This window comes from Candidatus Paracaedibacter symbiosus (genome assembly GCF_000757605.1).
Classification (GTDB): domain Bacteria; phylum Pseudomonadota; class Alphaproteobacteria; order Paracaedibacterales; family Paracaedibacteraceae; genus Paracaedibacter_A; species Paracaedibacter_A symbiosus.
Genome location: NZ_JQAK01000001.1, coordinates 841,457 through 866,204, shown reverse-complemented (window position 1 = coordinate 866,204; position 24,748 = coordinate 841,457). Strand labels below are relative to the sequence as shown.

General features: G+C 39.6%; 18 protein-coding genes and 2 pseudogenes. 10 read left to right on the top strand and 10 right to left on the bottom strand.

Features of this window, described 5'->3' with window-relative positions; genetic code table 11:
• The first annotated feature begins 29 nt into the window (after positions 1-29).
• A complete protein-coding gene (locus tag IG80_RS0103970; RefSeq protein ID WP_084756130.1) occupies positions 30-1,313 on the top strand; it encodes a phosphoglycerate kinase in 1,284 nt (427 codons plus the stop codon).
• Between the two features lie 47 nt (positions 1,314-1,360).
• On the opposite strand, the gene IG80_RS0103965 is transcribed toward IG80_RS0103970, so the two are convergent.
• The 3 genes and pseudogenes from IG80_RS0103965 to IG80_RS0103955 form a co-directional block, all read right to left on the bottom strand.
• Positions 1,361-1,693 (bottom strand): hypothetical protein, encoded by a 333-nt coding sequence (locus IG80_RS0103965; RefSeq protein ID WP_198027167.1) that lies wholly within the window; start codon positions 1,691-1,693, stop codon positions 1,361-1,363.
• A gap of 164 nt (positions 1,694-1,857) precedes the next feature.
• A pseudogene (locus IG80_RS16160) lies at positions 1,858-2,253 on the bottom strand (transposase); the annotation flags it as partial.
• Positions 2,254-2,774: 521 nt separating this feature from the next.
• On the bottom strand, positions 2,775-4,451 hold the full coding sequence (locus tag IG80_RS0103955; protein ID WP_032112659.1) for a type II toxin-antitoxin system HicA family toxin: 1,677 nt from the start codon (positions 4,449-4,451) through the stop codon (positions 2,775-2,777).
• A gap of 469 nt (positions 4,452-4,920) precedes the next feature.
• On the opposite strand from IG80_RS0103955, the gene IG80_RS0103950 reads away from it, so the two are divergent.
• From IG80_RS0103950 to IG80_RS16155, 3 genes and pseudogenes are all read left to right on the top strand, one after another.
• Complete coding sequence (locus tag IG80_RS0103950) at positions 4,921-6,720, top strand: hypothetical protein (protein WP_032112658.1); 1,800 nt, start codon at positions 4,921-4,923, stop codon at positions 6,718-6,720.
• Positions 6,721-7,231: 511 nt separating this feature from the next.
• Positions 7,232-7,810 (top strand): hypothetical protein, encoded by a 579-nt coding sequence (locus IG80_RS0103945; RefSeq protein WP_032112657.1) that lies wholly within the window; start codon positions 7,232-7,234, stop codon positions 7,808-7,810.
• Positions 7,811-7,879: 69 nt separating this feature from the next.
• Positions 7,880-8,147: pseudogene (locus IG80_RS16155) on the top strand (IS6 family transposase); the annotation flags it as partial.
• Between the two features lie 487 nt (positions 8,148-8,634).
• On the opposite strand, the gene IG80_RS0103935 reads toward IG80_RS16155, so the two are convergent.
• A complete protein-coding gene (locus IG80_RS0103935; RefSeq protein ID WP_032112656.1) occupies positions 8,635-10,038 on the bottom strand; it encodes an MFS transporter in 1,404 nt (467 codons plus the stop codon).
• Positions 10,039-10,809: 771 nt separating this feature from the next.
• Here IG80_RS0103935 and IG80_RS12385 point away from each other — a divergent pair.
• Entirely contained in the window at positions 10,810-11,469 is a 660-nt protein-coding gene (locus tag IG80_RS12385; RefSeq protein ID WP_052045989.1) for an alpha/beta hydrolase, read from the top strand.
• Between the two features lie 3 nt (positions 11,470-11,472).
• On the opposite strand, the gene IG80_RS0103925 is transcribed toward IG80_RS12385, so the two are convergent.
• Positions 11,473-12,399, bottom strand: a complete 927-nt coding sequence (locus IG80_RS0103925) for an EamA family transporter (RefSeq protein ID WP_052045987.1) — start codon at positions 12,397-12,399, stop codon at positions 11,473-11,475.
• A 546-nt stretch (positions 12,400-12,945) separates the two neighbouring features.
• On the opposite strand from IG80_RS0103925, the gene IG80_RS0103920 reads away from it, so the two are divergent.
• The 3 genes from IG80_RS0103920 to IG80_RS0103910 all read left to right on the top strand — a co-directional run bounded on the left by IG80_RS0103920 (position 12,946) and on the right by IG80_RS0103910 (position 17,661).
• Positions 12,946-14,097 carry a tetratricopeptide repeat protein gene (locus IG80_RS0103920; RefSeq protein WP_084756124.1) on the top strand — a complete coding sequence of 384 codons (1,152 nt, stop codon included), beginning with the start codon at positions 12,946-12,948 and terminating at the stop codon, positions 14,095-14,097.
• A gap of 265 nt (positions 14,098-14,362) precedes the next feature.
• Positions 14,363-16,945 carry a tetratricopeptide repeat protein gene (locus tag IG80_RS0103915; protein WP_032112654.1) on the top strand — a complete coding sequence of 861 codons (2,583 nt, stop codon included), beginning with the start codon at positions 14,363-14,365 and terminating at the stop codon, positions 16,943-16,945.
• A 314-nt stretch (positions 16,946-17,259) separates the two neighbouring features.
• Entirely contained in the window at positions 17,260-17,661 is a 402-nt protein-coding gene (locus IG80_RS0103910; RefSeq protein ID WP_198027165.1) for a DUF2155 domain-containing protein, read from the top strand.
• A gap of 108 nt (positions 17,662-17,769) precedes the next feature.
• On the opposite strand, the gene IG80_RS0103905 is transcribed toward IG80_RS0103910, so the two are convergent.
• From IG80_RS0103905 to hemA, 3 genes are all read right to left on the bottom strand, one after another.
• A complete protein-coding gene (locus tag IG80_RS0103905) occupies positions 17,770-18,786 on the bottom strand; it encodes an NAD(P)/FAD-dependent oxidoreductase (protein WP_032112652.1) in 1,017 nt (338 codons plus the stop codon).
• Positions 18,787-19,056: 270 nt separating this feature from the next.
• Entirely contained in the window at positions 19,057-19,326 is a 270-nt protein-coding gene (rpsT, locus tag IG80_RS0103900) for a 30S ribosomal protein S20 (protein WP_032112651.1), read from the bottom strand.
• A 139-nt stretch (positions 19,327-19,465) separates the two neighbouring features.
• Positions 19,466-20,689, bottom strand: coding sequence for a 5-aminolevulinate synthase (gene hemA / locus IG80_RS0103895; RefSeq protein ID WP_232224318.1), 1,224 nt, complete (start codon positions 20,687-20,689; stop codon positions 19,466-19,468).
• An 83-nt stretch (positions 20,690-20,772) separates the two neighbouring features.
• Between hemA and xseA the strand changes: the two genes are divergently transcribed.
• Positions 20,773-22,173 (top strand): exodeoxyribonuclease VII large subunit, encoded by a 1,401-nt coding sequence (xseA, locus tag IG80_RS0103890; protein WP_052045986.1) that lies wholly within the window; start codon positions 20,773-20,775, stop codon positions 22,171-22,173.
• Between the two features lie 50 nt (positions 22,174-22,223).
• On the opposite strand, the gene IG80_RS0103885 is transcribed toward xseA, so the two are convergent.
• Positions 22,224-22,814, bottom strand: coding sequence for a peroxiredoxin (locus IG80_RS0103885; protein ID WP_032112650.1), 591 nt, complete (start codon positions 22,812-22,814; stop codon positions 22,224-22,226).
• Positions 22,815-22,999: 185 nt separating this feature from the next.
• On the opposite strand from IG80_RS0103885, the gene IG80_RS0103880 reads away from it, so the two are divergent.
• Positions 23,000-23,953: a TerC family protein gene (locus IG80_RS0103880; protein ID WP_232224317.1), complete on the top strand. Its 954-nt coding sequence runs from the start codon at positions 23,000-23,002 to the stop codon at positions 23,951-23,953.
• Positions 23,954-24,166: 213 nt separating this feature from the next.
• On the opposite strand, the gene IG80_RS0103875 is transcribed toward IG80_RS0103880, so the two are convergent.
• A complete protein-coding gene (locus IG80_RS0103875; RefSeq protein ID WP_032112649.1) occupies positions 24,167-24,568 on the bottom strand; it encodes an acyl-CoA thioesterase in 402 nt (133 codons plus the stop codon).
• Between the last annotated feature and the right edge of the window lie 180 nt (positions 24,569-24,748).

Genomic DNA, 24,748 nt, shown 5'->3' with positions numbered 1-24,748 from the left:
TAAATACTTTAAATTTGAATAAGAAGCTAATGGCGTTTTTAACTTTAGGCTCTGCGCACCCAATTTCCTCCAATCTATTTTCGCCTAAAAATGTCTCACCCTCGTTTTCGCTTGAATTAGAGGTAAAGAATCTAGATGAGGTGAATGTCACCCATAAAAATGTTTTATTAAGACTTGATTTAAATCTACCAATGTCCAACGGTGAAGTAATCGATAGTACGCGCATCATCAGATCTCTATCAACAATAAATGAACTTCTGCAAAAACAGGCTAAAATTATCATCCTCTCTCATTTTGGTCGACCCAAAGGGAAAATTAATCTTGCTTACACTCTAAAACCTATAGCTGAACATCTCCAACAATTTGTTGAGTGCCCGGTTGTATTCGCGCCTGACTGCGTCGGCGACGAAGTTAAACGTATTATCACCGATGCGCCCCAAGCCAGCATTATCGTTTTGGAAAATCTACGCTTCCATGAAGGAGAAGAGAAAAACGATGCCGCTTTTGCCAAAGAACTGAGTAGCCTTGGCCAAATTTACATTAATGATGCCTTTTCCTGTACGCACCGGGCGCATGCCTCTGTTGCAGCTATTTGCGAGCAACTCCCAAGCTATGCAGGACGAGCGCTAGAACAAGAATTGACGGCACTCCAATCCGTACTTAAAACTCCCAAAAAGCCAGTAATGGCGATTGTGGGTGGATCTAAAATCTCTACAAAGATTGAACTTTTGCAAAATTTACTGCCCCGTGTTGACTACCTTGTAATTGGCGGAGGGATGGCCAATACTTTCCTCGCGGCGCAAGCCGTTGAGGTTGGCCAGTCTCTTTGTGAAGACGATTATATCCCAACCGCCCAGGAGATTTTAATGGACGCTGAGACTCATGATTGTGAAATCGTGCTGCCCATTGATGTGGTTGTCACAGCAACGATTGCGCCAAATGTGGAAAGTAAAACCGTCTCCATCGATAAAATTGCGCCCACTCAAAAGGTTGTTGATATTGGCCCGAAGTCACTCAGCCGAATCAACCACTTTATGGATCAATGCCAAACGCTGGTGTGGAACGGGCCAGTAGGGGTATTTGAAATCGAGCCATTTGATCTTGGTTCTGTTGGGCTCGCCCACCATATTGCCGCTTTGACTAAAGCAAAGAAGCTCATCAGTGTTGCCGGTGGAGGCGATACCCTGGCTGCCTTAGCAAAGGCTGATGTGGAAAAAGATCTCAGCTACACTTCAACAGCAGGAGGGGCTTTCCTTGAGTGGTTGGAAGGTAAGAAACTCCCAGGTGTGGTTGCTTTGCAAAGAGGGAAGTAGAGTATTTAGTTGGAAAGCTCACATTCCTCTACCTAAGCTTGATACACCTAACGATTATCAAAAGGAGGCGTGTTTTGTCGCACCCGAATGCGAATTGGTTGAAACTTGCTTTGGCGCCGCGCCACCAGAGAGTGCCCGGCCCAGATGACAGCAACACTTAAAAGAATCGCAAGAATTGTGTGACCAATAACCATTATTTTCCCTCCTGTTTGAGTAAGCGTAAAGGGTATGAAATAAAACATAGTCAGCATAATCGCAAAGACAATAGAAGCTGCTATAATAAGTGGAAAAATACGCTTCAAAAATCGTCGCACGGGACGACGTAATTGTTTGCGATAAAACTTTTGTGATTCTTCATTTATCACAATACTTCTAGCCAATATAAAACGATTTTATACTTTAAGGTTAACGTATGCGAGTTAATAAATACTTAAAGGGTTATGAATTAGAAATGCAAGAAAATAGAAGGCTTTGAGGGTTTGAGTTGATAGACAATGAGAGTTGAGAGGAGATGTAGACACATATTGAAGGGAGATCTGTGTCTTGCATGCTCCAACATCAGCTTGTTCTTAAGGTAGTCGAATACTGTTTCAATGAGCGATCTTTTCCGTAGGAGGGTTTTCTCATTCCAGGTAAGGAGGATATTTTTCATGTTTTTCTTGACACCGGTGATCAGTGAGACCTCTTTTGTAGAGGCGTAGAAATAGAGTTTTTGACAGATAGCCTTTGTCACCAACTAAAAGTCCCTTCAATCCTTAAGCCAAACAGTTCGGTTATCGACAGTTTCTGAAGTCAATTTGCACCGCATTAAATTTCCTTTTTCATCAGTAATGAGGTGAAGCTTAAAGCCATAAAACCAGCCTTTGGCCGTTTTACCAAGAGTAGCCCATCCCTTAAAAACCTTATGCCTTGAAATGAGTTTCGAATGGCAAACGGCCAATGAAGTGGAATCAACATAGCCTATTCCCTTACCAGGAGATAACAAGCAATAAGAAAAACCATGAGAACCCCCAGGACTCTTGGTTTTAAGGATACAAACCGCTCATAAGAAGGAGAATGAGGAAACTCCTGGCTATACAACTGAAAATAAGGTTATATTTTAAATATTAAACACAATAAGCCTGTTGGGTAACAGTTTTCAACTGTTGATGGCTTGCTTAAAAGCCTTTTTACAATTTGCCGATGATTGCTTATAAGGGCCAACGACCATCACTCTGAATGGAAGTCGCTTGAGAGGGGGTGAAGCCCGTTCCTCAAAGCCGATCGAGGGGCCTACTGCCATCTTTTGTAAAGCTTATTAAAACGTCAAATCATATTGGCTCCTTTCTGTTCTTGTCTGCGGCACAAGGAAATATAGTCGGGTTGTGGTTGAACCCCCAATTGGTCAATTACGTGTTTTACAAAGGGGTTGGTAAAATTTTATTCAGTATAGGCTAATGTTTTTGAGTTTTAAAAATTATTTCATCCAACAAAATCCGAATTATTAAGGCTAAGATTTTGCATCAGAGTGCGCAAACTTTTCATTGTTCCTGGCCCATATTTGTCTGTCCAGCCATAATGAATGTCGACAAGTGTCTTAATGTTATGTCCAGGTGTATGAATGTGGGCATGAGACCCGCCGGTTCTTTCAACTTTGATACCAACAGCTTCAAGTAAGTCTTTTACTCGATTAAATGTCATCCTATAGGCAGGCGCGTTTTCATTCAAAATTTCTTGCAACGTTTCATACTGGCTGGCACTGAGAGTAATGGGTTGTTTTGGCTGGAATTCTATCTGCAATACCTCATTTGTTGTAGCTTTCATCGGCTGTTGGGGTTTTAATTTTGCTTCAACATTTCTTTGCTGATCACGGAGGCTCCAACCGCCTTGCGGGATGGTCGGTTTTGAGGATTTAGAGGGCGTGGACTTAACCTTATGAAGCGAAGACGGCTTGGGCGAGCCTGGTACAGTCGAGGCTGCATTGGATATAGGTTGAAGATTAACTTGCTCCACCTGTGAGGCCATTGGTGTATTTTTAGTGGGAATTAGCCTCGTGCCTGTCTGGGCGCGAGCCTTATTCTTGGCGTTTTGCCTACCTTTTAATCTCTTATTGGCTTGCTTTCTATTTTGTTGAAATCGTTTAGCCTCTTCTGGTAAAAAAGAAGCATCTTGTTTATCAGGTCCTTTGGCTAAAGACGCATATAAAACATTAAAAAGTTTGGCATATTCTTTGGGAATAATCGGAATCATTACATCTTCATGTTTACGAGTTGAATAATTGTAAGCGCTTATAGACTTCTCTTCTCGAGGTCTCAATTCCCACGTGGTATCTGGATCAAAGGGAACAGATACTTTTCCTGCCAGAAACTGCATAAGAGCATAATCTTGCTTGATAAGCCAGGCTTCTCTGATAGGCAAGTCTTCCGGGTTGATTGCGTTGACCTTATTAAAGCAATCTTGGGAAATGTGGGGAAAGAGAGCATGTAGCTGTTCATCGAATATGCGGAAATTTATTATAGATTCTAAGGAAAGAAATCTGCCATAATTAGATAAGCTGCTCAGCTCACTAAATTTCGTAGCAGGTAGGAGACAAGTGTCCTCATTTTTCATCTCCTCTCGTATCATTAATTTTATTGTTCGGTTGACCATAAGGTTTTCGAAAAAGTCATCAACGGTATAGTGGGGATTGTTCAAATGGCTTAACCAGTTATCGATCGTTTCACTTTTAAGTTTATAGCCATCTATATTGAAGTTTAATCTGTCAATAATTTCTGCATCTTCGAATTTATAAAACCAAGGATGCAAGCTTTTCAGGTTAGTATTGTTTTGGGCACTTGCTTCTTGACGTAAACGCTCCAAAAATGTCTTTTGGTCATTTAAATAGAGTTTATGGGCGTGGTATATTTGTTTTGCTTGCTCTTTATATTGCTGAATTAGCGGAATTGAAGAGGTCTTATCGAGCCTAAAATACCGTTCCGGGTTTTGAATGAAACTCAGATTAGGCTGAAAGGTGTTGTACGGAGTGGGTAAGGGAGATGATACTGTCGTGAGGTGGTCCGCGAGGTAGGATTTTCCATAATCTACAGCAGGAATATCCGTCTTTTCCATTGCAAAAGATGGGGTAATCAGTAAAAGAGATGTGATAATATTTAATTTCATATTAAATTTTTTATTTTAAGAAGATTGTATCGTTGAATGCTTTATAGAAATCGAAAGACCCTTTGTTAAACTCTAATAAGGGCACCATTAAATTAATTTTATAACAGCATTTTATAACAGCAATAGTTATAATTAATATACTTTTTAATAAGTATCAATTGAATTAGTTCTGAGATAATCTTACACTAGACTTGAAAAAAGTAAGGTCACCTTTGTTTATTATTGATAATCAATAAAACCAAACAGCTTATTAAATCGCAAAGTTAATTTGACGGTACCTACCACAGCATGGCATACAGGCTATTTTAGGGCCAAAAAGCCTTGTTTACATAGTTATCTTGATTTGCGCCCTATTTTTGCTTATTTATTAAAATATTCAACTAACAATAAAAATAACAAAAAATTAACTGTGAATTAAAATTATATTCATAAGGTGATAAATATTGTTTATTTAAAAAAGTATCTAATTATGAAATTAAGAAATATTCTTTTTTATATGATGCTTGGAACACCTTTTCTCGCTTTCTCGATGGAAGCACCTATCCTAAATCAGCAAAGTGACGGATCTGATCCAGATAAGCCATCAGATCCTACGACAATGGATATCTTAAATAAGGCCAAAGTTATTGTGTCCCTTAAAAAAGACATTGAAAATCAAGGGGGAAGATTGGTTGGGCCTGAGATTTCTCCTACGTATTCTTTAAAAGATCCCCTTCATATTTTTTCTCTGCTAGAAAACGAATGCTTAAAAACAAAAGAACTTTTAGAAAAAAAGGCAAACTTTGAAAATGGGAATGAGTTTCTTCCAGGGGTTAATCATCTTTTATACCTAATAAATACATATCATCATGACCTTAAAAATATTTCTTCTAAAAATGAAATAAAATTATATATACATAATTGTTTAGAACAATTTCAAGACGCCATTGAAAAATTAAATGAGATAAATCAAACAAGTACGGTTCTCAATTATAGGCTTGATGATTTACTGAAAATAGTTCAATCAGCTCTTTCTCAAGATCTTAAATTAGGTTCAGGAGATATTATTCCTTTTTCAGAACGTTTCCAAAGAATTAAACAAGAAGAAAAGGATAATTATCCGAAGAAAATAAACGAACTTAGTAATCTTCCTTATACCCAATCAGAAGCACAAATGAGGCTTTTTCCAGGGGGAAGGGGAGATGGATCGTTACAAGACATTGAAAACACTTTATCGTTTTTAAGTCAACAAGCAGCTTTAAGACGATTTTTTCCTTATAACCATGAAATTTTAAGGCAAAGACTTACTGAAATTTTAGATGCAGAGATACGCCATAGGGATAAAGCGGTCCTTTACTCAGCTGCTTCAAATGGAAATTTTTCGCTTATCATGCTCTTTACGGCGATGAGAGAGATTCTAAATCTTCGGGCAGAAAAAGATTCAAAAACCATTAGACTACTTACCCCTCTGACTGAAACAATAGAAAAATTTTATGAATCAATTTTTGATCAAGGTGAGAATGACCAAGGGCCGACATTTGCAAGAAATGGCCTATCGACCTCTATATCCTTTGTAGATTATCATGGTACGGAATCTGCCCTCCCTTTTTGGCTTAGAAATTCCAATACTAGGCGTAATTTTGGTGCAAAGCTACAAGAAGTACTTAAAGCCTTAGGAATTGAGTTTAACCCAAATGGCAATAGCTCCCCCCTCGAGGAAGCTTTTCAGGAAATGGCAAAATACCTTAATGATTTTTCGGGCAGCCTCCTGCAAGTTTTTATCGACCCAAGTATCCTTGACAAAGTGGTATGGCCTGCTAAGCCATTTGGCCTCAGAATGGAATATCAGCTCACAAATGATAAAGAAGGATCAGTTCCCATCAAAAGTCTAAAAGATCTTATCATTCTGCTTCGGACAGATCCTCTTAGTTACTATACCCTAAATATAAGAGAAGAAGGTCAGACATCTTGGTCTGAGAATGGCTCTGTAGAAAACCCACTTTTTTCAGATATGCAAGCTCGGTTATTTATTGACCCTAAGATCCTTTTGAACAAAAAATATGTAATCATAAAAGACTACTTCCTTAAAAAGCCCGACCCACAAAATTATAGAAGGTACAAACAAGCCGTAAATAAATTAGCGGTATTAATTCTAGATGCCTACTTGAAAAACCAAGTTCATCAAGAAGAAAACATCTTTAAAAATGACATCGATGGATCAGAATATCCCTTTATGACGTTCAATAAGGTTATCACTGGTAAAGGAGAGCTATTAAGAAAGCAAGGGTAAAAAGAAGGACTCATAAAAAGAAGTGCGCAGAAATGTTTAGTTAAATTTACATAAAAAAATATTAAGTTAAAATTATTTTTAATAATTATATATTTTATAAGGATTTGCCTAGAGTTACCTGGCTGTTCTACTCAACCATAATTTCTATTACTCAGAAATACTTGCACTAATATTGTCATCTTAACTATCTAAAAGAAGTTGACGGCCCCGTTTTATAAGCATTTCACGCTGCTCTAGGGTAAGGATGTTAGGCATGGATTCACTATATTTAATTTTTAGATAAAAGCCATCTTTTCAATCGAGTTGGCTATATTCAAAAGTTCTTATCTCTAAAAACGATAAAAAATTAGATTGATTAACGTACTATTTATTGCTAAAAAATATCATTTTTTGAAATGTAAGAAGATTTCCTGCCAACAAATCTTTCAATTTTTATTAATAATAGTTTTTTTGGCGGAGAATATAGATTAAATTAATATAGATTTCCTAGTTAATTAATAAAGGGCAAAAAATGAAGACCACTCAAAATAATTCGCTCAAAGTTTTACTTGCTACTATGGCCTGTATTTCTTTACCATTTTCTTTGGCTAATGCCAGGTTTATTCCCTCTCTTTCTTGTCTGGACACTATGCCAAGTGAAGTAGTCACTCCCAATCCTCTTTATCAAAAAATGTATATAGAGAAGGGAAGTGATGAAATTCCAGAAGAATATACACCGCAAAGCTTTGATACCAAGAGATTTAATGGAACTAGCACCTTAATAATTGAAAAAATAAAATCTGCCTCCCATTATCTCGACAGCAAGTCAAGTGAAATAGTCATTCCCAATCCTCTTTATCAAAAAATGCATAGAGATAAAGGAAACGATGAAATTCCAGAAGAATATATGCTACAAATCTTTGGTAGCAAGGGATTTACGGACAAAATAAAGTTTGCCTTCACAAGAGTATTTAATAAGAACTATAAATACGATAAAACTTTACTTTTACTTGATGACAGTGAAGATGAGAGCTCTCCATTATCATGGGAATCGGGGGACTCCTGGACATCAACATACTCATCGGAATCCCAAAAGGACCCTTGGAATTGATAGCGGGGTTCTGTCGCACCTGTTGAAGGCCAATAAGAAAAAGATAAAAGGGGGGGGAAGGAATAAATTATGCTCTCCATCACTCCCCAACTACTAGGTCACTTTAAAGGTTGTTGCACAACTACTTCAATCATTATGCTGTTTGTGTACATGAAGTGCAGGTTTCCCTTAAGTTAATGTGATCTGTCTAGAAGAGATAATGCAGATGAGCGAAGCCAAAATTGACCACTCAACTTTACAACAGTGTGTAAAAAAGTTTGCCCCGCTTATTGATCAGCGTGTTCGAAAGCGCAAGAAACCTGTTGGCAAAAGCTGGAAAATGGATGAAACGTACATGTATACAACGTCAATTAATATACCCACATAGCGTCAGAGGATAGTGTCCAGTTTATAAAAGAGGCATAGAACCTTAGAAAGCTGGGTAACATGTGGTCCTTTCCTAACTTTTTACCCTTTACTCTGAAAAATATAGAAGGTTAATGAGGGATGACCTTTACATACATGCAGAATCGATAAGTTCTTTTGCCCAAAGCTTCTCTATATAAAAACAAGAGATGACCTTATAATCGGTGCCAATACGCTTGTGTACCGATTGCTTTTTTTAAGAAGCTGCTGAAGCTTCTTTTGTAAAATTTCTAGACTCAAAAGAATAGTTTCTAAGTTTCCCCCTAGCACCTATCCGGCCATTTGCTGTCGTCAATATCTAGATTCCAAACAAATCTTTCCCTACATAAATTTCACATTTCCTGAAACATTTTTTTCGGGCCGAATGGCTTGGAGGTGAATGGTTAGCAAATTCAGCATTGGAATTATCCTTACATATATTAACTTTCAATCCATTTTTTTAAATAGGTTCGATGGGATGTTAGATTTTCTGCTAAAATATATCTTTCTAAAGTCTTACTTGTAATCAAGGTATTTTTATTTCGTTTGGCAATAATGTTTGAAAAAGTTTCAGCCATTTTATGTTGAGGGACAAAAGCATATAAAGATAGGCAAAAGATTACTGAAAAGAACATTAATAGGGCTAATATTCCCCAAATGTCAAACCAAGTATAAAAGTAAAATGTTAAAAAGCCGGTTGTAAAATACATGAGAGCTTTTGCAAACGCCCAAGCTTTAGAATATTTAGAAAAGCGCGAGCGCATTGTAAAGGAGCGAATAATGACGGGTGTTGCGGGGTCAAAGCTTGCTGTTGAGAGAAGGGCTATCAGTTGAGCTAAAAAGATCGTTAAATGCGTTTTATAAAAGAATAAAATGATAAAGATCACGGGAAGCAGGATTAACGAGGCAAAAGTTCTCACTTTTAAGATCTTAAAAGGATCAAAGAGGTAGGCTAATCTTGCACAGATAAAGAGGAAAATAATTTCTATGGCTATTAAGAGAGAATTATTGAGCAAGATCGTCTGGATGGAAAGCCCAATATCATTTTTTAAAAGGTCGGAGCAGAAGCTATAGGCAAAGTAAAAAGCAGTTGGACAAATCATGTTAAGCCCAATTAAAGCTAAGAAATTACGTTTTTCAAAAAAACGTTGAATACGGGTAGGGGGAAGCTTTTTGCTCTTAGCATAATTTAAGAAATCTTTTGTTTCACGCAGTTTTTTACGGGAAATCGACGAGCAAAAAGCAATCGCTGCGCCAATATAAAAACATACTTTCCAGCCTTCTGGAGAAAAAGCTAGACATAAACTGCCTAATAGTGTGGCAAACATTCCTCCTAAGTCGCAAGTAATAGGGACCATTACCGAGGCAAGAAAGATTTTAGGATAGTGAGGGACAATTTCTGCCACAAAGATCTCCGCTCCTTTTGCTTCTCCTGCAGAGCTAAATCCCTGAAGGATACGACAGCCAATTATAAGAAAGGTGGAATAAATCCCCCATTCTGCATAAGGGGGAATGTTAGGGATCAAGAAGCAAGTAACGGCCATAATTAAGGTGGTATAAGATAAGACAACTACCCGCCCAAAATTATCCCCCACGTACCCCCAAAAATAAGCGGCAAAAGGACGAATAACGAAAGAAGAAGAGAAGGCAAAAATGGAGAGAATATTAACGACCAAAGGATCTGTTTTAGGCATGAAGTAGGGGGAAACAACAAAAGCAAGATGACTAAATAACATTAAATCAAAATATTCTAAGAAGTTACCAGTCAGAACGATGCCAAGAGCTTTTTTTTCTTCAGATCCTAATGATTTTTGAGCAGCCTCAACTGAAGGTGTTTTTAACATTATAATGCTCCCAACTAAAGCAGGACAATAATTATAAAAATTCCTCTGTCTTTAAGACTTAAACCATAAGCAAGCGAGAAAAGACTACATTAATAGTTCATAAAACTTCTCAGCTTTAGTTTTCATCTAGTATTTAAATAGGCACCCTTAACTTAGCTGTAGTAAAGTCATGTGAAGTAGTTTTTGCGCAATCAAAGAGGGGCTTTATTAAAATTAATGACCAACAACATTGGTTATGGTGAGCTGGGGGGCAGGAGGAACTAGGCGGCGATTCTATCCTCTGCTGCTGGTTGAGCATCTTAATCTGACAGTAAATAGGCATAGTTCCAAAATGGGTAAATGTCAGATCAGGTCTAACTTTTACAATTTATATTCTAGGCTATATCTCAGAGAGAGTAACGATTGAAAAATTGAAATTAATCTTTTAAGGTTTCGGCTCGACATTGAGCTTAAAAAGCTGGAATAATTTCATCTCTTAATAAGTGGCCATAGACTGAAAAGTCTCAATTTTAATTATACTAAAAAGTCTACAAAAGACGTAAGTTGGAGTTTAAATTTAATGTTACAGCTAAATTTTCTTAATTAATTTCTTCTTTAGACTCATATGAAATGTGGGTATGATAGGGATCATCATAGGATAAAAAGGACGATATCATTTATGGACGGCATAATTAAATTCTTAGAAAGAGGACCGGAAAAAATTGCCTATGTGTATGTCCCTCCCAAAGGGCGAGACGTAACGGTGATGTTTCTCCATGGTTTTTTTCATCGATGAATAAAACGAAGGGAATCTATTTAAGGGATTTCTGTGTTGAAAAAGGCTATGGCTTTTTAAGTCTCGATTACTCAGGTCATGGTCAGTCGTCTGGCAATTTTGAGGAGGGGCGTATTTCTGAGTGGCTTATGGAGTGTGTAGAAGTCATTCAGTATACGGGTGCTAAAAATATTATCATTGTGGGTTCAAGTCTCGGCGGGTGGATAATGCTTCATCTTGCCTTAAGATGTCCGGACTTAGTAAGCGGTTTAATTGGTATAGGAATTGCCCCAGACTTTACTAAGGATATTCCCAATCGAATTACCACCGCGCAGTATCAGGAATTGGAGACAACAGGTAGATTTGTTATTCCAAGCGATTATACGGCTAATGGCGTTACGATCACTAAACAGCTTTTAGAAGATGGGAATGAACTGGTACTTTTGGGGAAAGGTGGCATCCCATGCGATTTACCTGTTCGCTTGCTCCATGGGGTAGAGGATGTTGATTCTCCCTTAGATTTATCTTTGCAGCTCATGCGGGAATTAACCTCGACTGATGTGGAGGTTATTCTCGTTAAGAACGGCGATCATAGCTTAAGTGCCCCGCATCACTTGCGTTTATTAGGCCAAGTTTTACAAGGAATGATTGAAATGATCGAAGGTGTCTCTCTTTAAAAGTTATGCTGCTTCCTGGAGACCCGCTTTGCTTGCATGAGCATTGGCAGAGGCTCGTTTAGAGATTTTGATTAGTGTAGCCTTCGTATGCCATTGATTAATGACAAGGCCTAGAAAGATAAGGCAGCAGGCCATAATGGTGATCCCACTTAGTTTTTCATCCAAAACTAACCATGCGGATGAAATGCCAAACACTGGGATAAGAAGTGAGAATGGAGCTACTTTTGTTGCATCATAAGTTCGCAACAATACTCCCCATAGCGTGGCACCCACCAAAGTTGAGGCACAACCTGTAAAGAGTAGGCAGGATAAAGCAGTCGGACTGAGAGCAAGGAATGCGTGTTCGAATGCCTGGCCTCCTTCAAAGAAATAGGCCGCAATAAACATAGGGAGTGGCGGGATCAAACTAGTCCAGACAGTGAGCGAGAACATATCCACTTTCCCAGCTTTTTGGTAGAGCAGGTTGGAAACAGACCACGCCATGGCTGAGCCAATGAGCATTAAAAAGCCGATCATGCTGCTTTCCGCATGGGTTTGCCAGGCAATCATAACAATCCCGACGAAAGCAATAACCATCCCTACAATTTGAGATATACGTAATTTTGATTTAAAAAAAATCGTTGAGAGCGCTAAGGTAAAAAACACCTGACTTTGGAGTACTAATGAGGCAAGACCGGCTGACATACCCATATAAATACCGCCAAACATGAGGGTGAATTTCAAAACGCCAAGGGTGAGGCCGATGCCCCCAATAATCTTCCAGGATACTTGAGGTTTTTTTAAGAAAAGAACAGGTAATGCCGCAACGACAAAGCGGCCAGCACCATAGATAAAAGGAGGAAGCTCATTTAAGCCTGTTTTTACGACGACGAAGTTAAATCCCCAGATCGCCGCTACTAGTATTGCTAGTAGAATATGTTGGAACCTCATAATAACACCTTATTCTCCCTGCGGACACGCAGTGAGGAAACGATTATAAAAGAAAATTTGAAAAAATTAAAACATCTAGTACAGTACCAGAAGATTTTCAATGCATCAATAAAGATATTCCTTTTTTACAAAAAATAATAATAGCTATACTTAACCAATTTTGAAGATTGGGAATTATTATTTATAAATATGCAGCAACTTTTAATGAGGAACGACGCGAATTGTGGGTCCTCTTTAACGCCAATTCTCTATAAGAAGTAATGGATTTTAGCTCATTCTCCGGCTATCATTACGAGCCCTTGAAAAGGGGATATTGTTTTTCATAGAACTTACTTAGTTATCGTTTCTTGAAAATTCAAGACCTCTCTTTTTTTACCCTTTTTACTTACTCGTCATAATTTTGGGTCTTTAACTTGTTTAAGTAGAGTAAATGGATATCAAAAATTAACACTTTTTTAATCTATTGTTTTTTTTGATATATCTATTTGAATTTGAAGGTAGATATTGATTTAATTTATTGAGGTTAACAGATCTGGGAAAAGAGTAATGATGTTAAAATTAACGATAAACTTTTTAAAGGGGGCTCTTTTAGGGAGTACCCTTATCACCAGCCTTTATGCGGCTGATAATAATCAAGCAGGGTTGCTTGACACGCCAACCTTTTCAATTGCTATGTCAACACAAAAAGAAGCAGTAGATTATAATGCCCTAATGCTGGATTTGTATCGGAAAGAGGATTGGCAGGAAATTATTGATAAGACTGCCACCATGTGGGCTGACTCTAGGCGCGAAATTCGAACACTCCCCGTTAGCGTCCCTCTCGCCCAACAAAAAACAATTTTTTCCAATCTTTCCTATGAGACATTTCATGTAATTGGTCAGGCTTATTTAAACCGAAATGAGTTGACAAAAGGGCTAGAATTTTTAGGATATTGTGCGGCCCACCATCCTCAAATGGTTAATTTTTCGTATGATGTTCAAGTGGAAATTTCTGGATGGATAGCTGCCTATCAATCAGTTTTGGGGAACTCCTACGCTTATGAGAAATACAGACAAGGCTTTGACAATCCAAATCAAATTGCTTTTTTTAATATTTATGCTGGCAACTATTATATAAATCAAAACGGGGGGTATTCAGACGCTGTTAAGCAGTATGATATGGCCATTCAAAAGCTGCAAAAAGCAAAAAAACCAGTTACCCATGTTCTTTATGAAATGGCAGCTCTTGCGAATTATCAGACCAGTAATTGGTCCCAAGCAGTTCGTTATTATGAACTTGCCAAACAAGCTTGCCCCTCAAAAAAGTTAGAGGTTCCCGTCAATTATATTAATCTCGGGCAAAGTTATTATAAGCTGGGGCAGCTAGAAAAGTCTTTGAAAGAGTTTCAACAAGGATTGGATGAAGATCCAAACGCATCGGCTCTGGCCTATATTGCGGCAGCTCAGCCAGCCATGGATTTGGATGAATGGGGCACAGCGGCTGCTTTTTTGGATATAGCCTTAGAGAAAAATAGCGAGCAATTATCTATTATTTATTCCGATGCAGGCTTGGCTCACTACAATATAGAAAATTGGGATATGGCAGTTAAATATTTGAAAGAAGCCCTGCGGCGTAATCCTAAACTTCCGCAAAAAGTGCGGGATCGGTTGAAAATCGCAACTAAAAACTTAAGCCTCTGCAGGCTTGGCTTACTATAATATAGAAAATTGGGATATGGCAGTTAAATATTTGAAAGAAGCCCTGCGGCGTAATCCTAAACTTCCGCAAAAAGTGCGGGATCGGTTGAACATCGCAACTGAAAACTTAAGCCTCAAACAATAATTAATCGGAAAGGAGAATGTTATCCATGAGAGGTATTTTAAAAGGCATCACAAGATTAGTAATGTTTTTGAGTGTAATCATGGGGCATTCTTCATTTTGTGCGGAACATAAAATTCAAGAAAAAAGAGATTTTTTCCCTTTTTGCAGTTACCATTTGAAATACAGTTACAGGTACTGGGTTTTGCACCACAGCCAGAACGCTGGCGAATGAGTCAGACTTCCAAAGTTGGCTATAATCTGGTGATGGATTCTCAAATTAATTCAAGATATGAGGGAGATGGCACTGAGCTTAATAAACGACTCGCTCTCATTAATGCGAATAAAAAAGAGAATTTAGTTACCGCTGAACAATTAATAAGGGCTTTTCTACGCCCACAGTTCAAACGGGTGGATCTGAATGGTTTTGAGTCAGACACTCTAATCGCTGCCTTTGATGCTTTAAAAAATAATCCATTTCTCAGTATTTTATGCTTATCCCAAACGGGGCTGGGGACGCAACCAGACCTCTACTTCCAGGCTCTTAGCGAATTACTACAAGTCCCTTCACTTCAAACTGCCCACCTGGGTTTAGAAATGCTAACTATCCCACAGGGACAGGGTTTTAGTCAGTTCTTGCAACAACATCCCCTTGTTAATTTAAAGAATTTATTGCTGGATATAGGTGATGATCCAACAGGAGAGAAAACGGTTGCGATTCTTGATGGGGTAGAGACCAATCAGTCTTTAGAGCATCTACAACTGACTGAGCTGCATCCCACAGAACATTTTGATATGGTGTCAATGCCTTATAGCCGTGTTGATATTGGTCAAAAAGGTATTGAAAGGTTGATTGCCTATTTGCAAAATCATCCTAAGTTGCAATCTTATCAGATATCCTCGCATAATGCTAAGGCGTTTTCATATGACTTATTGTTGCAGGCTTTGGAGGTGATTAAAACTCATCCTGCTTTGAAAAGATTAAGCTTAAGTGTTTACGATGCTAATGCAGAGATAGATAAAGCTCTTGCCGATGCGGTGACTACCAACGGACACTTCGACTTTTTAGAGCTGATTATATATCCAGCAAGGTCAGAAAAAGGAGCTGATTTTGAAGAACTAGCCAAAGTTATTTCACGTATACAATTTGTGGGGATTCAGGGAGCCAATTTAACTGAAACAGCATTTACCAATTTCATTAACAGTTTAAAAAATTATGGAATGTATCTGGAAATACTTTATCTTGATAATCTAACCTTAACATCCAACCAAGTTCAACAGCTTGGAGACGTTTTGCAATTACCTGGTTCTAAAATTAAAAGACTCAAATTGCCAGATTCAGTGCTCTGGCCTTTTCAACAGAAAATGGCTGATGCTTTGGAAACCATGGGAACGGCGGAGAGTTCCTTGAAGCAGTTAGAGATTGAATCTATTGACATAAATTTAGACGAAATCCGCCAAAAGCCAAAAGAAACACAGATTGGTATTTTTTATGAGATATTTTTAGCCCAGCTCGAAAAGTATAAAGATTTGAGGATGATTGAATGGGCCGAGCAAATCTTAAAAACAAAGCGCGTTTCCTATACACCTATAACGCTGAATGTAATCGGCGAATCTCATGTACTCACCAACGATCGTATTCCTCGGGGCTTTGCCTTTTTCGATAATCTTAAGCAAGCAGGTGGTGATAATGTGCCAGCTATTGTTGATGCTTGGCTAGGAGTCTTTCATTTTTTTGGTTCCCGAATTGATCAAGCCCAACAAAGCTTTAATGCTGCATTTGCCAAGCAGTCAGATTTTGCTAACAGTATATTTTATGAGTTCGCAGGATCTACTTATAATAATCAAAGAAATTGGGATCAAGCTTTAAAATATTGGGATATTGCTATTGCCAGAAATCCTAATGTTAATGCTAGGATTCTTTTTGCAGCTGCCAATCTGCATCTAACAAAACATCTTCAAAGCCTGCAAAAGGAAGAAAAGTTAGTTTATCTCAATAAAGCCACCAGCTATTATGAAAGAGGACTCAAATTGCCAAACACGGTTGCTACTGCTGGGCATTATCAATTGGCTGGCTATGCCCATCTATTAGCTGAAAAATGGCAAGAATCTACTCATTATTATAACCAATGTTTTGAAAAAGCACCTTCAGAACATATTCACATCAGTGCGGCGCAGTATGTATATGCAGGTCAAGCCTATTTTATGACAGATAATTATCAAAGCTCGAGCTTATATTATGATCTTGCCTTTAAGCTTGCAAAAGAGAGTAACCATACGTTGAATGATATATCGTGTCGTACCGCAGGAGCAGCCCACGCTAAACAAGGAAACTTTGCTAGACAGGTTGAGTATTTGGGGACACTTAGACAGAAAGAATATAATGATTATGCAAATCTCGGATTTGCTTATTTTCAACAAAAACAATATACACAGTCTTTAGAACACTTTGAATACGCCTTTCAGGTAAACCCCGATGCTGACGCACATATTTATTTCAATGCAGCTAATGCCGCTATTTCTCTGCAACAATGGGCCAGGGTAGCTGAATTATGTGAGCTCGGTTTGACAAAGATTGATAACCCAGAAGCCTTTGTTTATGCCAATCTGGGAACGGCCTATTTTAATTTAGAAAATTGGGTCAAGGCTGATGACTATTTAACAAAAGCAATTAATCTTGCCCCTAGCAATCAGCCTATGCCAACTCGCATCTATGAAAGACTCAATATCGTTAAGACTAAATTGTAAGGTTTTTCCGTTAAAACTTGAGCATCAGCAGCGTCGGAGGGGCGTTGGGGGTGTTTACATAGCCTTATGCATAGTCGAGTTTCAGTTCCCGCCTTTCCAAGCACCATCTTGGACAGTTTCTCACTTAAAAACAGGCGCATCTTTCCCTATTTTCGAATCCCGATAGGTATATAATAAATTTAATTTAAAAAATCTTAACTTATCAGTTAAGTTTATTATAATATATGTATTCACGTGTCAAGATTAGGTAAGGCTTGCTCCAAGCCACTCCTTCTCGTCCGAGAATGATTGTTGATGAGGGAAACATGCGCATTATGTTTTTAAAAATTTTAAACTTTTTATTCCTATCTCTTTTTCCCATAAGTGAGGTGATGGCAGAGACAAAACCGCAGCGATTTGTCTCACTTTATTTGCTCAATAAACTTTCTGCCAAAAAACACCGAATTGAAGTCCCATTGGGGGCAGCTTATATCATTCAAGATATGCGTATTGTTCCGCGGTCTTGCGAAAAACTTTATGATGACCTTTACAAGATTAATTCTCATGTTGCTCATGTGGAGATTTTTATGGAACAAGATTGCGGGGAAGATAAAGATCATCCTGGCTATCATCAGCCAATTTTGCTTTATAAGGGCGATTTAAGTAATAATACACGTATTCCGAGCGCACCCGTTGAACACCCCGTTTATGATCTAATCTTGGTTCATTGCGATTAAAATAGACCTCCTTCAAAACTGTCGGCTTTTGCTTCTTGAGTAGTAGCGAAATTCTCGGTTTCGAAAGAGGTCTTCTACAAAGACGTGAAGCAGTCAGAAGGGAAAGGCTTAAGCAGCCTGAATCCCTTTGGTTGTGGAATATTCAAAATGAATGATTTCATCTGGATATAGGAAATGACGGATAGCATGTGCTGCTTGAGCCGCCTCAGCAAAGCCGGTCAAAATCAGCTTTAGTTTATGATCATAAGTGGCGATATCCCCAATGGCATAAACACCAGGACGATTAGTGGCAGCCGTAAGCGGGTTAATGGAAATGTGGCTTTTTTCAAGCCCGAGTCCCCATTCAGCAATAGGCCCCAAGTTCATCGATAGACCAAAGAATGCCAATAAATAATCTGCCCGAAGCGACTGGATTTCCCCATCCATAGACTTAACAATCACATGGGTGAGTTGGTTATCGTTACCCTCTAATCCTTCCAATTGGTAAGGAGTTATAAGGCGAATTTGCCCTTGAGTTGCTAGCTCATTTAAACGCGCTTCACTTTCTGGAGCCGCTCTAAACTTAGGCCGGCGATGAACCACGGAGACAGAAGCCGCAATTTCTGACAGAGAGAGAGCCCAGTCAACGGCAGAATCACCGCCGCCGGCGATCACGACGTGCTTATTTTTAAAGGCTTCCCTGCTTTTTACATAGTAGTGAATGGAATGGCCTTCAAATTGCTCAATGTTGTCAAGAGGGGGGCGGTTTGGACCGAATGCGCCAACGCCAGCAGCAATAATGATGGATTTACACTCAATTATTGCTCCCTTAGAGGTTATCACACGCCAGGATTTTCCAGCCTCATCTAACTGCTCAACGCTGGTGACTTGATGACCAAGATGGAATGTTGGGTTAAAGGGAAGGCATTGTTGATGCAAATTCTCAACAAGTTCTGCGCCGGTGACTTTTGGATATGCCGGAATGTCGTAAATTGGTTTTTCCGGATACAAGGCAGCACATTGACCACCAACCGCATCAAGCGTATCAATTACATGACACTTTAAACGCAGCATTCCGCATTCAAAGATCGCAAAAAGTCCAACCGGACCGGCCCCAACAATAACAACATCAGTTTGATAGGTCATGGTGAGCTACTTCTTTTCAAATTAACATGAAGGCGAGGTGAGTCGCTCAATTCACGCTTATTAATAAAAAAACCTTTCTTACTGAAGAATAAGAAAGGTCTAAATGCTTATTAGACTTCTTTCGAAACTACCGTCTTTTGCTCTGTGACGTCACTAAGTTTTAACCCCCAGCTTCATTTACTTTATGTAAACTTCAGTTGCTCGTCCAAACTTAGCTAGCCAGGAAACAAAATCCTTGATTTCAAAAGAAGTTTATTCGTCGGTGCAAAATTAAACAGCGCCTAGAGCTTTCACTCTTTTGCAAAGTCTAGAAACTTTACGAGATGCTGTATTGTGGTGTATGACACCTTTGTTAACACCGCGCATAATTTCTTTCTCAGCGATTTTCAAAGCAGCTTGAGCTGAGTCTTTCACGCCAGTTTCAATTGCTTCTTCAGCTTTGCGAATGTAAGTACGCACGCGGCTGACGCGATTTTTATTAATTTCTGTGCGACGCGCTGTCTTGCGAATGCTCTTTACTGCCGATTTATGGTTAGCCATTACTATAACCCTAGAAAATTCAATATTGACTGATTATTAAACGAAATCAACAAAAAGGTCAACAGGTTTTGGTAGCTTATACCAGGCTTTCTTTTTATTGATGATTTTAAACAATTATTGTGATTTTTAAGATGCCCTTTCATGCTGCTTTTTGCGATATTTTTGCCAGACAAGCTGTCCATAGAGCGGATAAAGCATCAACCAAGGCATCGATGTGGGCATGGGTATGTGAGGGGGTGACGGTGATCCGTAACCGCTCTTGGCCAACGGGAACAGTTGGATAATTAATGGGTTGCACATAAATTTTATATTGCAGTAGCAAAATATCAGAAATGTCACGACAGTGTTTTGCATGACCAATAATGATCGGCACAATGTGGCTGTTTGTTTGTTGATAAGGGAGGTTTGTCTTTGCCAGCTGTTGTTTGAAATAATGGACACGATCCCAGAATTGAGCTCTGAGATCTTGGCCTGTTTGAATGACTTCTACGGATTTTTTAGCAGCCAGAGCTGTTGCTGGTGGTAACGATGTTGTGAAAATAAATCCTGATGCCGCACTGCGAACAAAGTCAACTAAAGCTTTGCTGCCGGCAATATAGCCACCCACAACACCAAACCCTTTGGCAAAATTGCCTTGAATCACATCAACGCGGCCACATAAATTCAACTGTGAGGTGATGCCAGCGCCATCTTCCCCATACATTCCGACGGCGTGCACTTCATCAATATAGGTAAAGGCCCCATATTTTTTGGCAAGATCACAAATCCCCGCTACGGGCGCAATGTCGCCATCCATGGAATAAACAGAGGTAAAGACAATGAGTTTTGGTTGATCGAGCGGTAGACTTGCTAGTTTTTGCTCGAGATCTTCTAAGTCATTGTGCTTAAAGATGATTTTGGGCGCTTTGCTGGAGCGTATACCTTGAATAATCGACGCATGATTCTTTTCATCACTGAAGACGATACAGCTGGGTAAATTCCCGGCAATTGAGGAGACAGCTGCCTCATTAGCCGTGTACCCTGAGGAAAAAATTAAAGCGCGTTCTTTTTGATGAAAGCGGGCTACTGTTTCTTCTAAGAGGACGTGGGCATGGGCAGTGCCGGCAATGTTTCTTGTGCCCCCAGAGCCAACGCCATATTTTTGGGCACCTTCCACAAAGGTAGAAACAACTTCTGGATGATGACTCATCCCTAAATAATCATTGCTACACCACACCGCCACTTCTTCAATTAGACCATCATGGTGCCAGTTGGCGTAAGGCGCTTTCCCTGCAATACGCTCTAAATCCGCAAAAACTCGGTACCTTCCTTCTTGACGAAGTTGATCTGTGTAGGTTGCGAAAAATTTATCGTATTGCATCATTTAAAAAACGGCCACTTCTCGAGATTAGATAAATGTACTATAAACGATTATAATGGAAAAAAACACTGACAAGGTGACGCGCTTTGAATTCAGATCAACTTTTTGATGATAAGGTAACAGGACAGCCCATTTTTACAGTGTCTGAACTTTCGAGTTCGCTCAAGCGCAGTGTAGAAGCGAGCTATTCAGGAATCCGCGTGCGGGGTGAGATTTCTGGCCTCAAACGTCACACCTCTGGCCATATTTATTATGCCTTAAAAGATGATAATGCGGTGATTGATGCTGTGTCTTGGCGGGGGACATATAGTCAGAATGTGGTGGCTTTGGAAGATGGTTTGGAGATTGTGGCCTATGGGAGGCTGACGACCTATCCGCAACGGTCTAAGTATCAGTTTATTGTGGAAAGCTATGAAGCAACGGGGCAGGGGGCGCTTCTCAAACTTCTCGAAGAACGTAAGCAAAAACTTGAGAGAGAGGGGCTTTTTGATAGGGCGAAAAAAAAGCCAATTCCCCTCTTTCCAAAGATTATCGGTGTGGTCACTTCGCCCACAGGAGCGGTTATTCGGGATATCTTGCACCGGATTCAAGATCGTTTTCCCTGCCAAGTTATTGTTTGGCCAGTGTTGGTGCAGGGACCTGGCGCTGCAGAGCAAATTGCGATGGCTATTGAGGGGTTTCAAAACTTAACTCCGCGCCCGGATACGCTAATCGTAGCCAGAGGTGGCGGGAGCCTTGAGGACTTATGGGCTTTTAACGAAGAGGTCGTTGTCAGGGCTGCTGCAAATTCAACGATTCCACTGATCTCGGCCGTAGGTCATGAAACCGATACTACCTTGATTGATTATGCCGCAGATTTGCGGGCCCCAACGCCTACAGGGGCAGCAGAATTGGCGGTTCCTGTTTTGTCAGATTTATGGCGCTATTTACAAGACCGCATCAAACGCCTAACCGATACGGCCTATGCCTATTTGGATAACCAGCAATTGCGTTTAAAGGTGTTGGAGCGTAGCTTGCCAAATCCCTTGAATCTGATCGAGGACAAGCGATTGCGCCTGGATGACTGGCAGGATCGTCTAGTGAGAGCCTTAATTAATAGCCACCGTCAAGCCAAAGAGCGATTATTGTATTTGTCAACCAGGCTTCGGGCCCCCAAAGAATTATTGCAGAATTTGGAGCAGCAAAAAGAAACGCGAGGTCATCTGTTGGCGCTTCATTTCGCACGATTGCTTGATGATCAGACGAACCGTTTTAGTGAGCTTGCTTTAAGGTTAGAACAAGCGTCGTTCCATAAAATTTTAGAGCGTGGTTTTGCTCTTGTTACGGGGGAGGATAATCATCCGATCGCCTCCGTTAAGCAGTTTCCCGATGCAAAACCGGTGAAGCTAACACTCCAAGATGGCACGCTTTCTGTGATGAAAGTTTCAGGTAAACTCCCCTCACGGAAAGAGCCGCCGGCAAAAACCGAACAACCAAAATTGTTTTGAGAAAGGCGGGCACCCTCCCTTAAGAAGAGTGCTCTTCAAGAAAAAAACTTCTATGCGGTTTTCTTTTCGCTTAGATAATTAGAGACACTTTCCTTCGTTGGCTTAATCGCCTTTGCAGACTTTGTCCAGTTGGCAGGGCAGACTTCGCCATGCTGTTCTACATGTTGCAAAGCTTCCACCATCCGCAAAACTTCCTCAACATTTCGTCCCAAAGGAAGATCATTGACAACTTGATGGCGAATAATCCCTTTTTGGTCGATCAAGAACAAACCGCGCAAAGCTACCCCATCATCATTAAGAACGCCATACGATTTTGCAATCTTACCGCCGATATCAGACAAAAGGCCATACTGAACACCTTCAATCCCGCCTTTTTCCAAGGGAGTTTCTAGCCAAGCACGATGGGTAAAGTGACTATCAATGCTGCAACCTAACAGAGTCACACCGAGTTTTTTAAAGTCCTCTAAGCGTTCTTGGAAAGAAACAAGTTCTGTTGGGCAGACAAAGGTAAAATCAAGTGGGTAGAAAAATAAAACAATGTATTTACCATGCAAGTTTGACAGGCTTACTTCCTCAAAGCGGTCAGGAAATACACATGTTGTCTTAAATTCTGGAGCTGCTTTAGTGACTAAAAGTTCCATTTTTTTATTCCTTTTAATAGTTGATTGGTCGCATACTGCGTTTGTAGATAGTTGTATTCCTTTTTATTTCTAGAGTCAAAAGTAAAAGTAGAGACGCTTTTAATCCATAACATTAAGCTCGATTTTTACTAAAAATGAGTCCAAAATATAATGGAGAGAGTTATTTAACAAGGGAAACAACAATTTTGATCGCACATTTTATTGAATCATCCTGGAGTACGTGGGGCGTTTTCTTTGTCTTGGTATTCACAATGCTGACCCTTGATTTAGGGGTGCTGAATAAAAAGCAGCATGAAATGGGGATAAAAAAAAGTCTGAGCTTAAGTTTGTTCTATATATGTGTGGGCCTCTCGTTTTCGCTGTGGATTTATTATGTCAAAGGCGGGGATGGGGCTGAAGACTACCTCACCGGTTATTTGGTGGAGAAAAGTTTGTCCTTGGATAACATCTTTGTGATCTCCCTTATCTTCAGTGCTTTTCAGATTCCTCAAAAATATCAACATCGCGTTCTATTCTGGGGAATCTTAGGTGTTCTCATTTTACGGGGAATTATGATTGCTCTTGGCGTGTGGTTGATCCATCAATTTGAATGGGTTACCTATATTTTTGCGGCTTTTCTGATCATTACCGGAATCAAAATGCTGTGTATGAAAGAGACGGAGCACAATATTCAAGATAGCTCTTTATTTAAATTTTTCTCAGCTCATCTGCGAATTACGCCTATCCTTTACGAAGAAAAGTTCATTGTTCGATTACCAGATCCGTCGGGGAAAAAATTAATTTGGGTCACCCCCTTATTCCTTGTTTTGCTCATAATTGAGGCCGCCGATCTGGTTTTTGCAGTGGATAGTGTGCCCGCGATTTTCTCTATAACTGACGATCCTTATGTTGTTTATACCAGCAATATTTTTGCCATTTTAGGGTTACGGTCGCTTTATTTTGCGCTTTCGACGATGATGGAACGATTTTCATATCTCAAATATGCTCTGGCGTTGATTCTGATTTTTATCGGCGCCAAAGTATTGGCAGTTTTGTTTCTGCCTATTGAAAAAGTCCCCTCTCTTATCTCCTTATTGGTGACAATTTTATTATTGGCGGGCGGAATAGTTACATCAGTAATCGCTCATCGAAAGGGATAGCAAGGCCCTCTCTGCCGTTTGTCTTTGCTGTATAAATGACCTCTCAGCAGCCAATACCCAATCAACTTTGGGGGGCGTAAGTGTTTTTTAAATGGCATGGATTATTCTTGCTTAAAGCAAGTGAAAGATAACTAAATTTGCCTCCTTATTTCACTTTTTTATTTACACAATAAATCCTCTAAAAGAGGGTTCTTGTTAGCATATATGCCTGTCTTAATCCGAGAGTGCTAAGGGAGGGATTTCGCGTGGGTGTCTCTCCATATCAATAGCCACAAACGTAAAAGTGCCCTCCGTCACCTTTAATGTATTGCTACTGAGGGCGCGTCTCACCCACGCTTCAACCTTTAGAGTGATAGAGGTTCGACCGGTGCGCAAAATTTCGACATAACAAGAAACCTCGTCACCAACAAAAACGGGTTTGTAAAAGATTAAGCCATCAATCGCAACGGTAACAACGCGCCCCTTGGCTCGAATCGAAGCAATACTTCCTGCCGCTAAATCCATCTGGGAGACAAGCCAGCCACCAAAGACATCCCCTTTGGGATTTGTATCGCGTGGCATAGCAATGGTGCGAATGGCTAAATGTTGATTTGGTGGTAAAAAGGTCTCAACCACAATCTCTCGCTCCGCCTGTTAGAGTAATGTCAGTTTTGCAACTAAATTTACTGTGTTATTCCTGCTTATAGTCTAAATGTTGAGTGTTAATTTCGGATTAATAGGGGGAGTTTTCGTGGTTTTAAATACCTATTTTTCATATTAAGTAATGAACCATTGAGGTTTTTTTCTACATTGGGT

Bases quoted from the DNA above. Each gene is read 5' to 3' on its own strand.
- IG80_RS0103885 (WP_032112650.1), bottom strand. From the start codon at position 22,814: ATGGAACTTTTAGTCACTAAAGCAGCTCCAGAATTTAAGACAACATGT.
- IG80_RS0103955 (WP_032112659.1), bottom strand. From the start codon at position 4,451: ATGAAATTAAATATTATCACATCTCTTTTACTGATTACCCCATCTTTT.
- IG80_RS0103910 (WP_198027165.1), top strand. From the start codon at position 17,260: ATGTTTTTAAAAATTTTAAACTTTTTATTCCTATCTCTTTTTCCCATA.
- IG80_RS0103950 (WP_032112658.1), top strand. From the start codon at position 4,921: ATGAAATTAAGAAATATTCTTTTTTATATGATGCTTGGAACACCTTTT.
- IG80_RS0103905 (WP_032112652.1), bottom strand. From the start codon at position 18,786: ATGACCTATCAAACTGATGTTGTTATTGTTGGGGCCGGTCCGGTTGGA.
- IG80_RS0103925 (WP_052045987.1), bottom strand. From the start codon at position 12,399: ATGAGGTTCCAACATATTCTACTAGCAATACTAGTAGCGGCGATCTGG.
- hemA (WP_232224318.1), bottom strand. From the start codon at position 20,689: ATGATGCAATACGATAAATTTTTCGCAACCTACACAGATCAACTTCGT.
- IG80_RS0103935 (WP_032112656.1), bottom strand. From the start codon at position 10,038: ATGTTAAAAACACCTTCAGTTGAGGCTGCTCAAAAATCATTAGGATCT.
- IG80_RS0103920 (WP_084756124.1), top strand. From the start codon at position 12,946: ATGATGTTAAAATTAACGATAAACTTTTTAAAGGGGGCTCTTTTAGGG.
- rpsT (WP_032112651.1), bottom strand. From the start codon at position 19,326: ATGGCTAACCATAAATCGGCAGTAAAGAGCATTCGCAAGACAGCGCGT.
- IG80_RS0103945 (WP_032112657.1), top strand. From the start codon at position 7,232: ATGAAGACCACTCAAAATAATTCGCTCAAAGTTTTACTTGCTACTATG.
- IG80_RS0103970 (WP_084756130.1), top strand. From the start codon at position 30: ATGGCGTTTTTAACTTTAGGCTCTGCGCACCCAATTTCCTCCAATCTA.
- IG80_RS12385 (WP_052045989.1), top strand. From the start codon at position 10,810: ATGAATAAAACGAAGGGAATCTATTTAAGGGATTTCTGTGTTGAAAAA.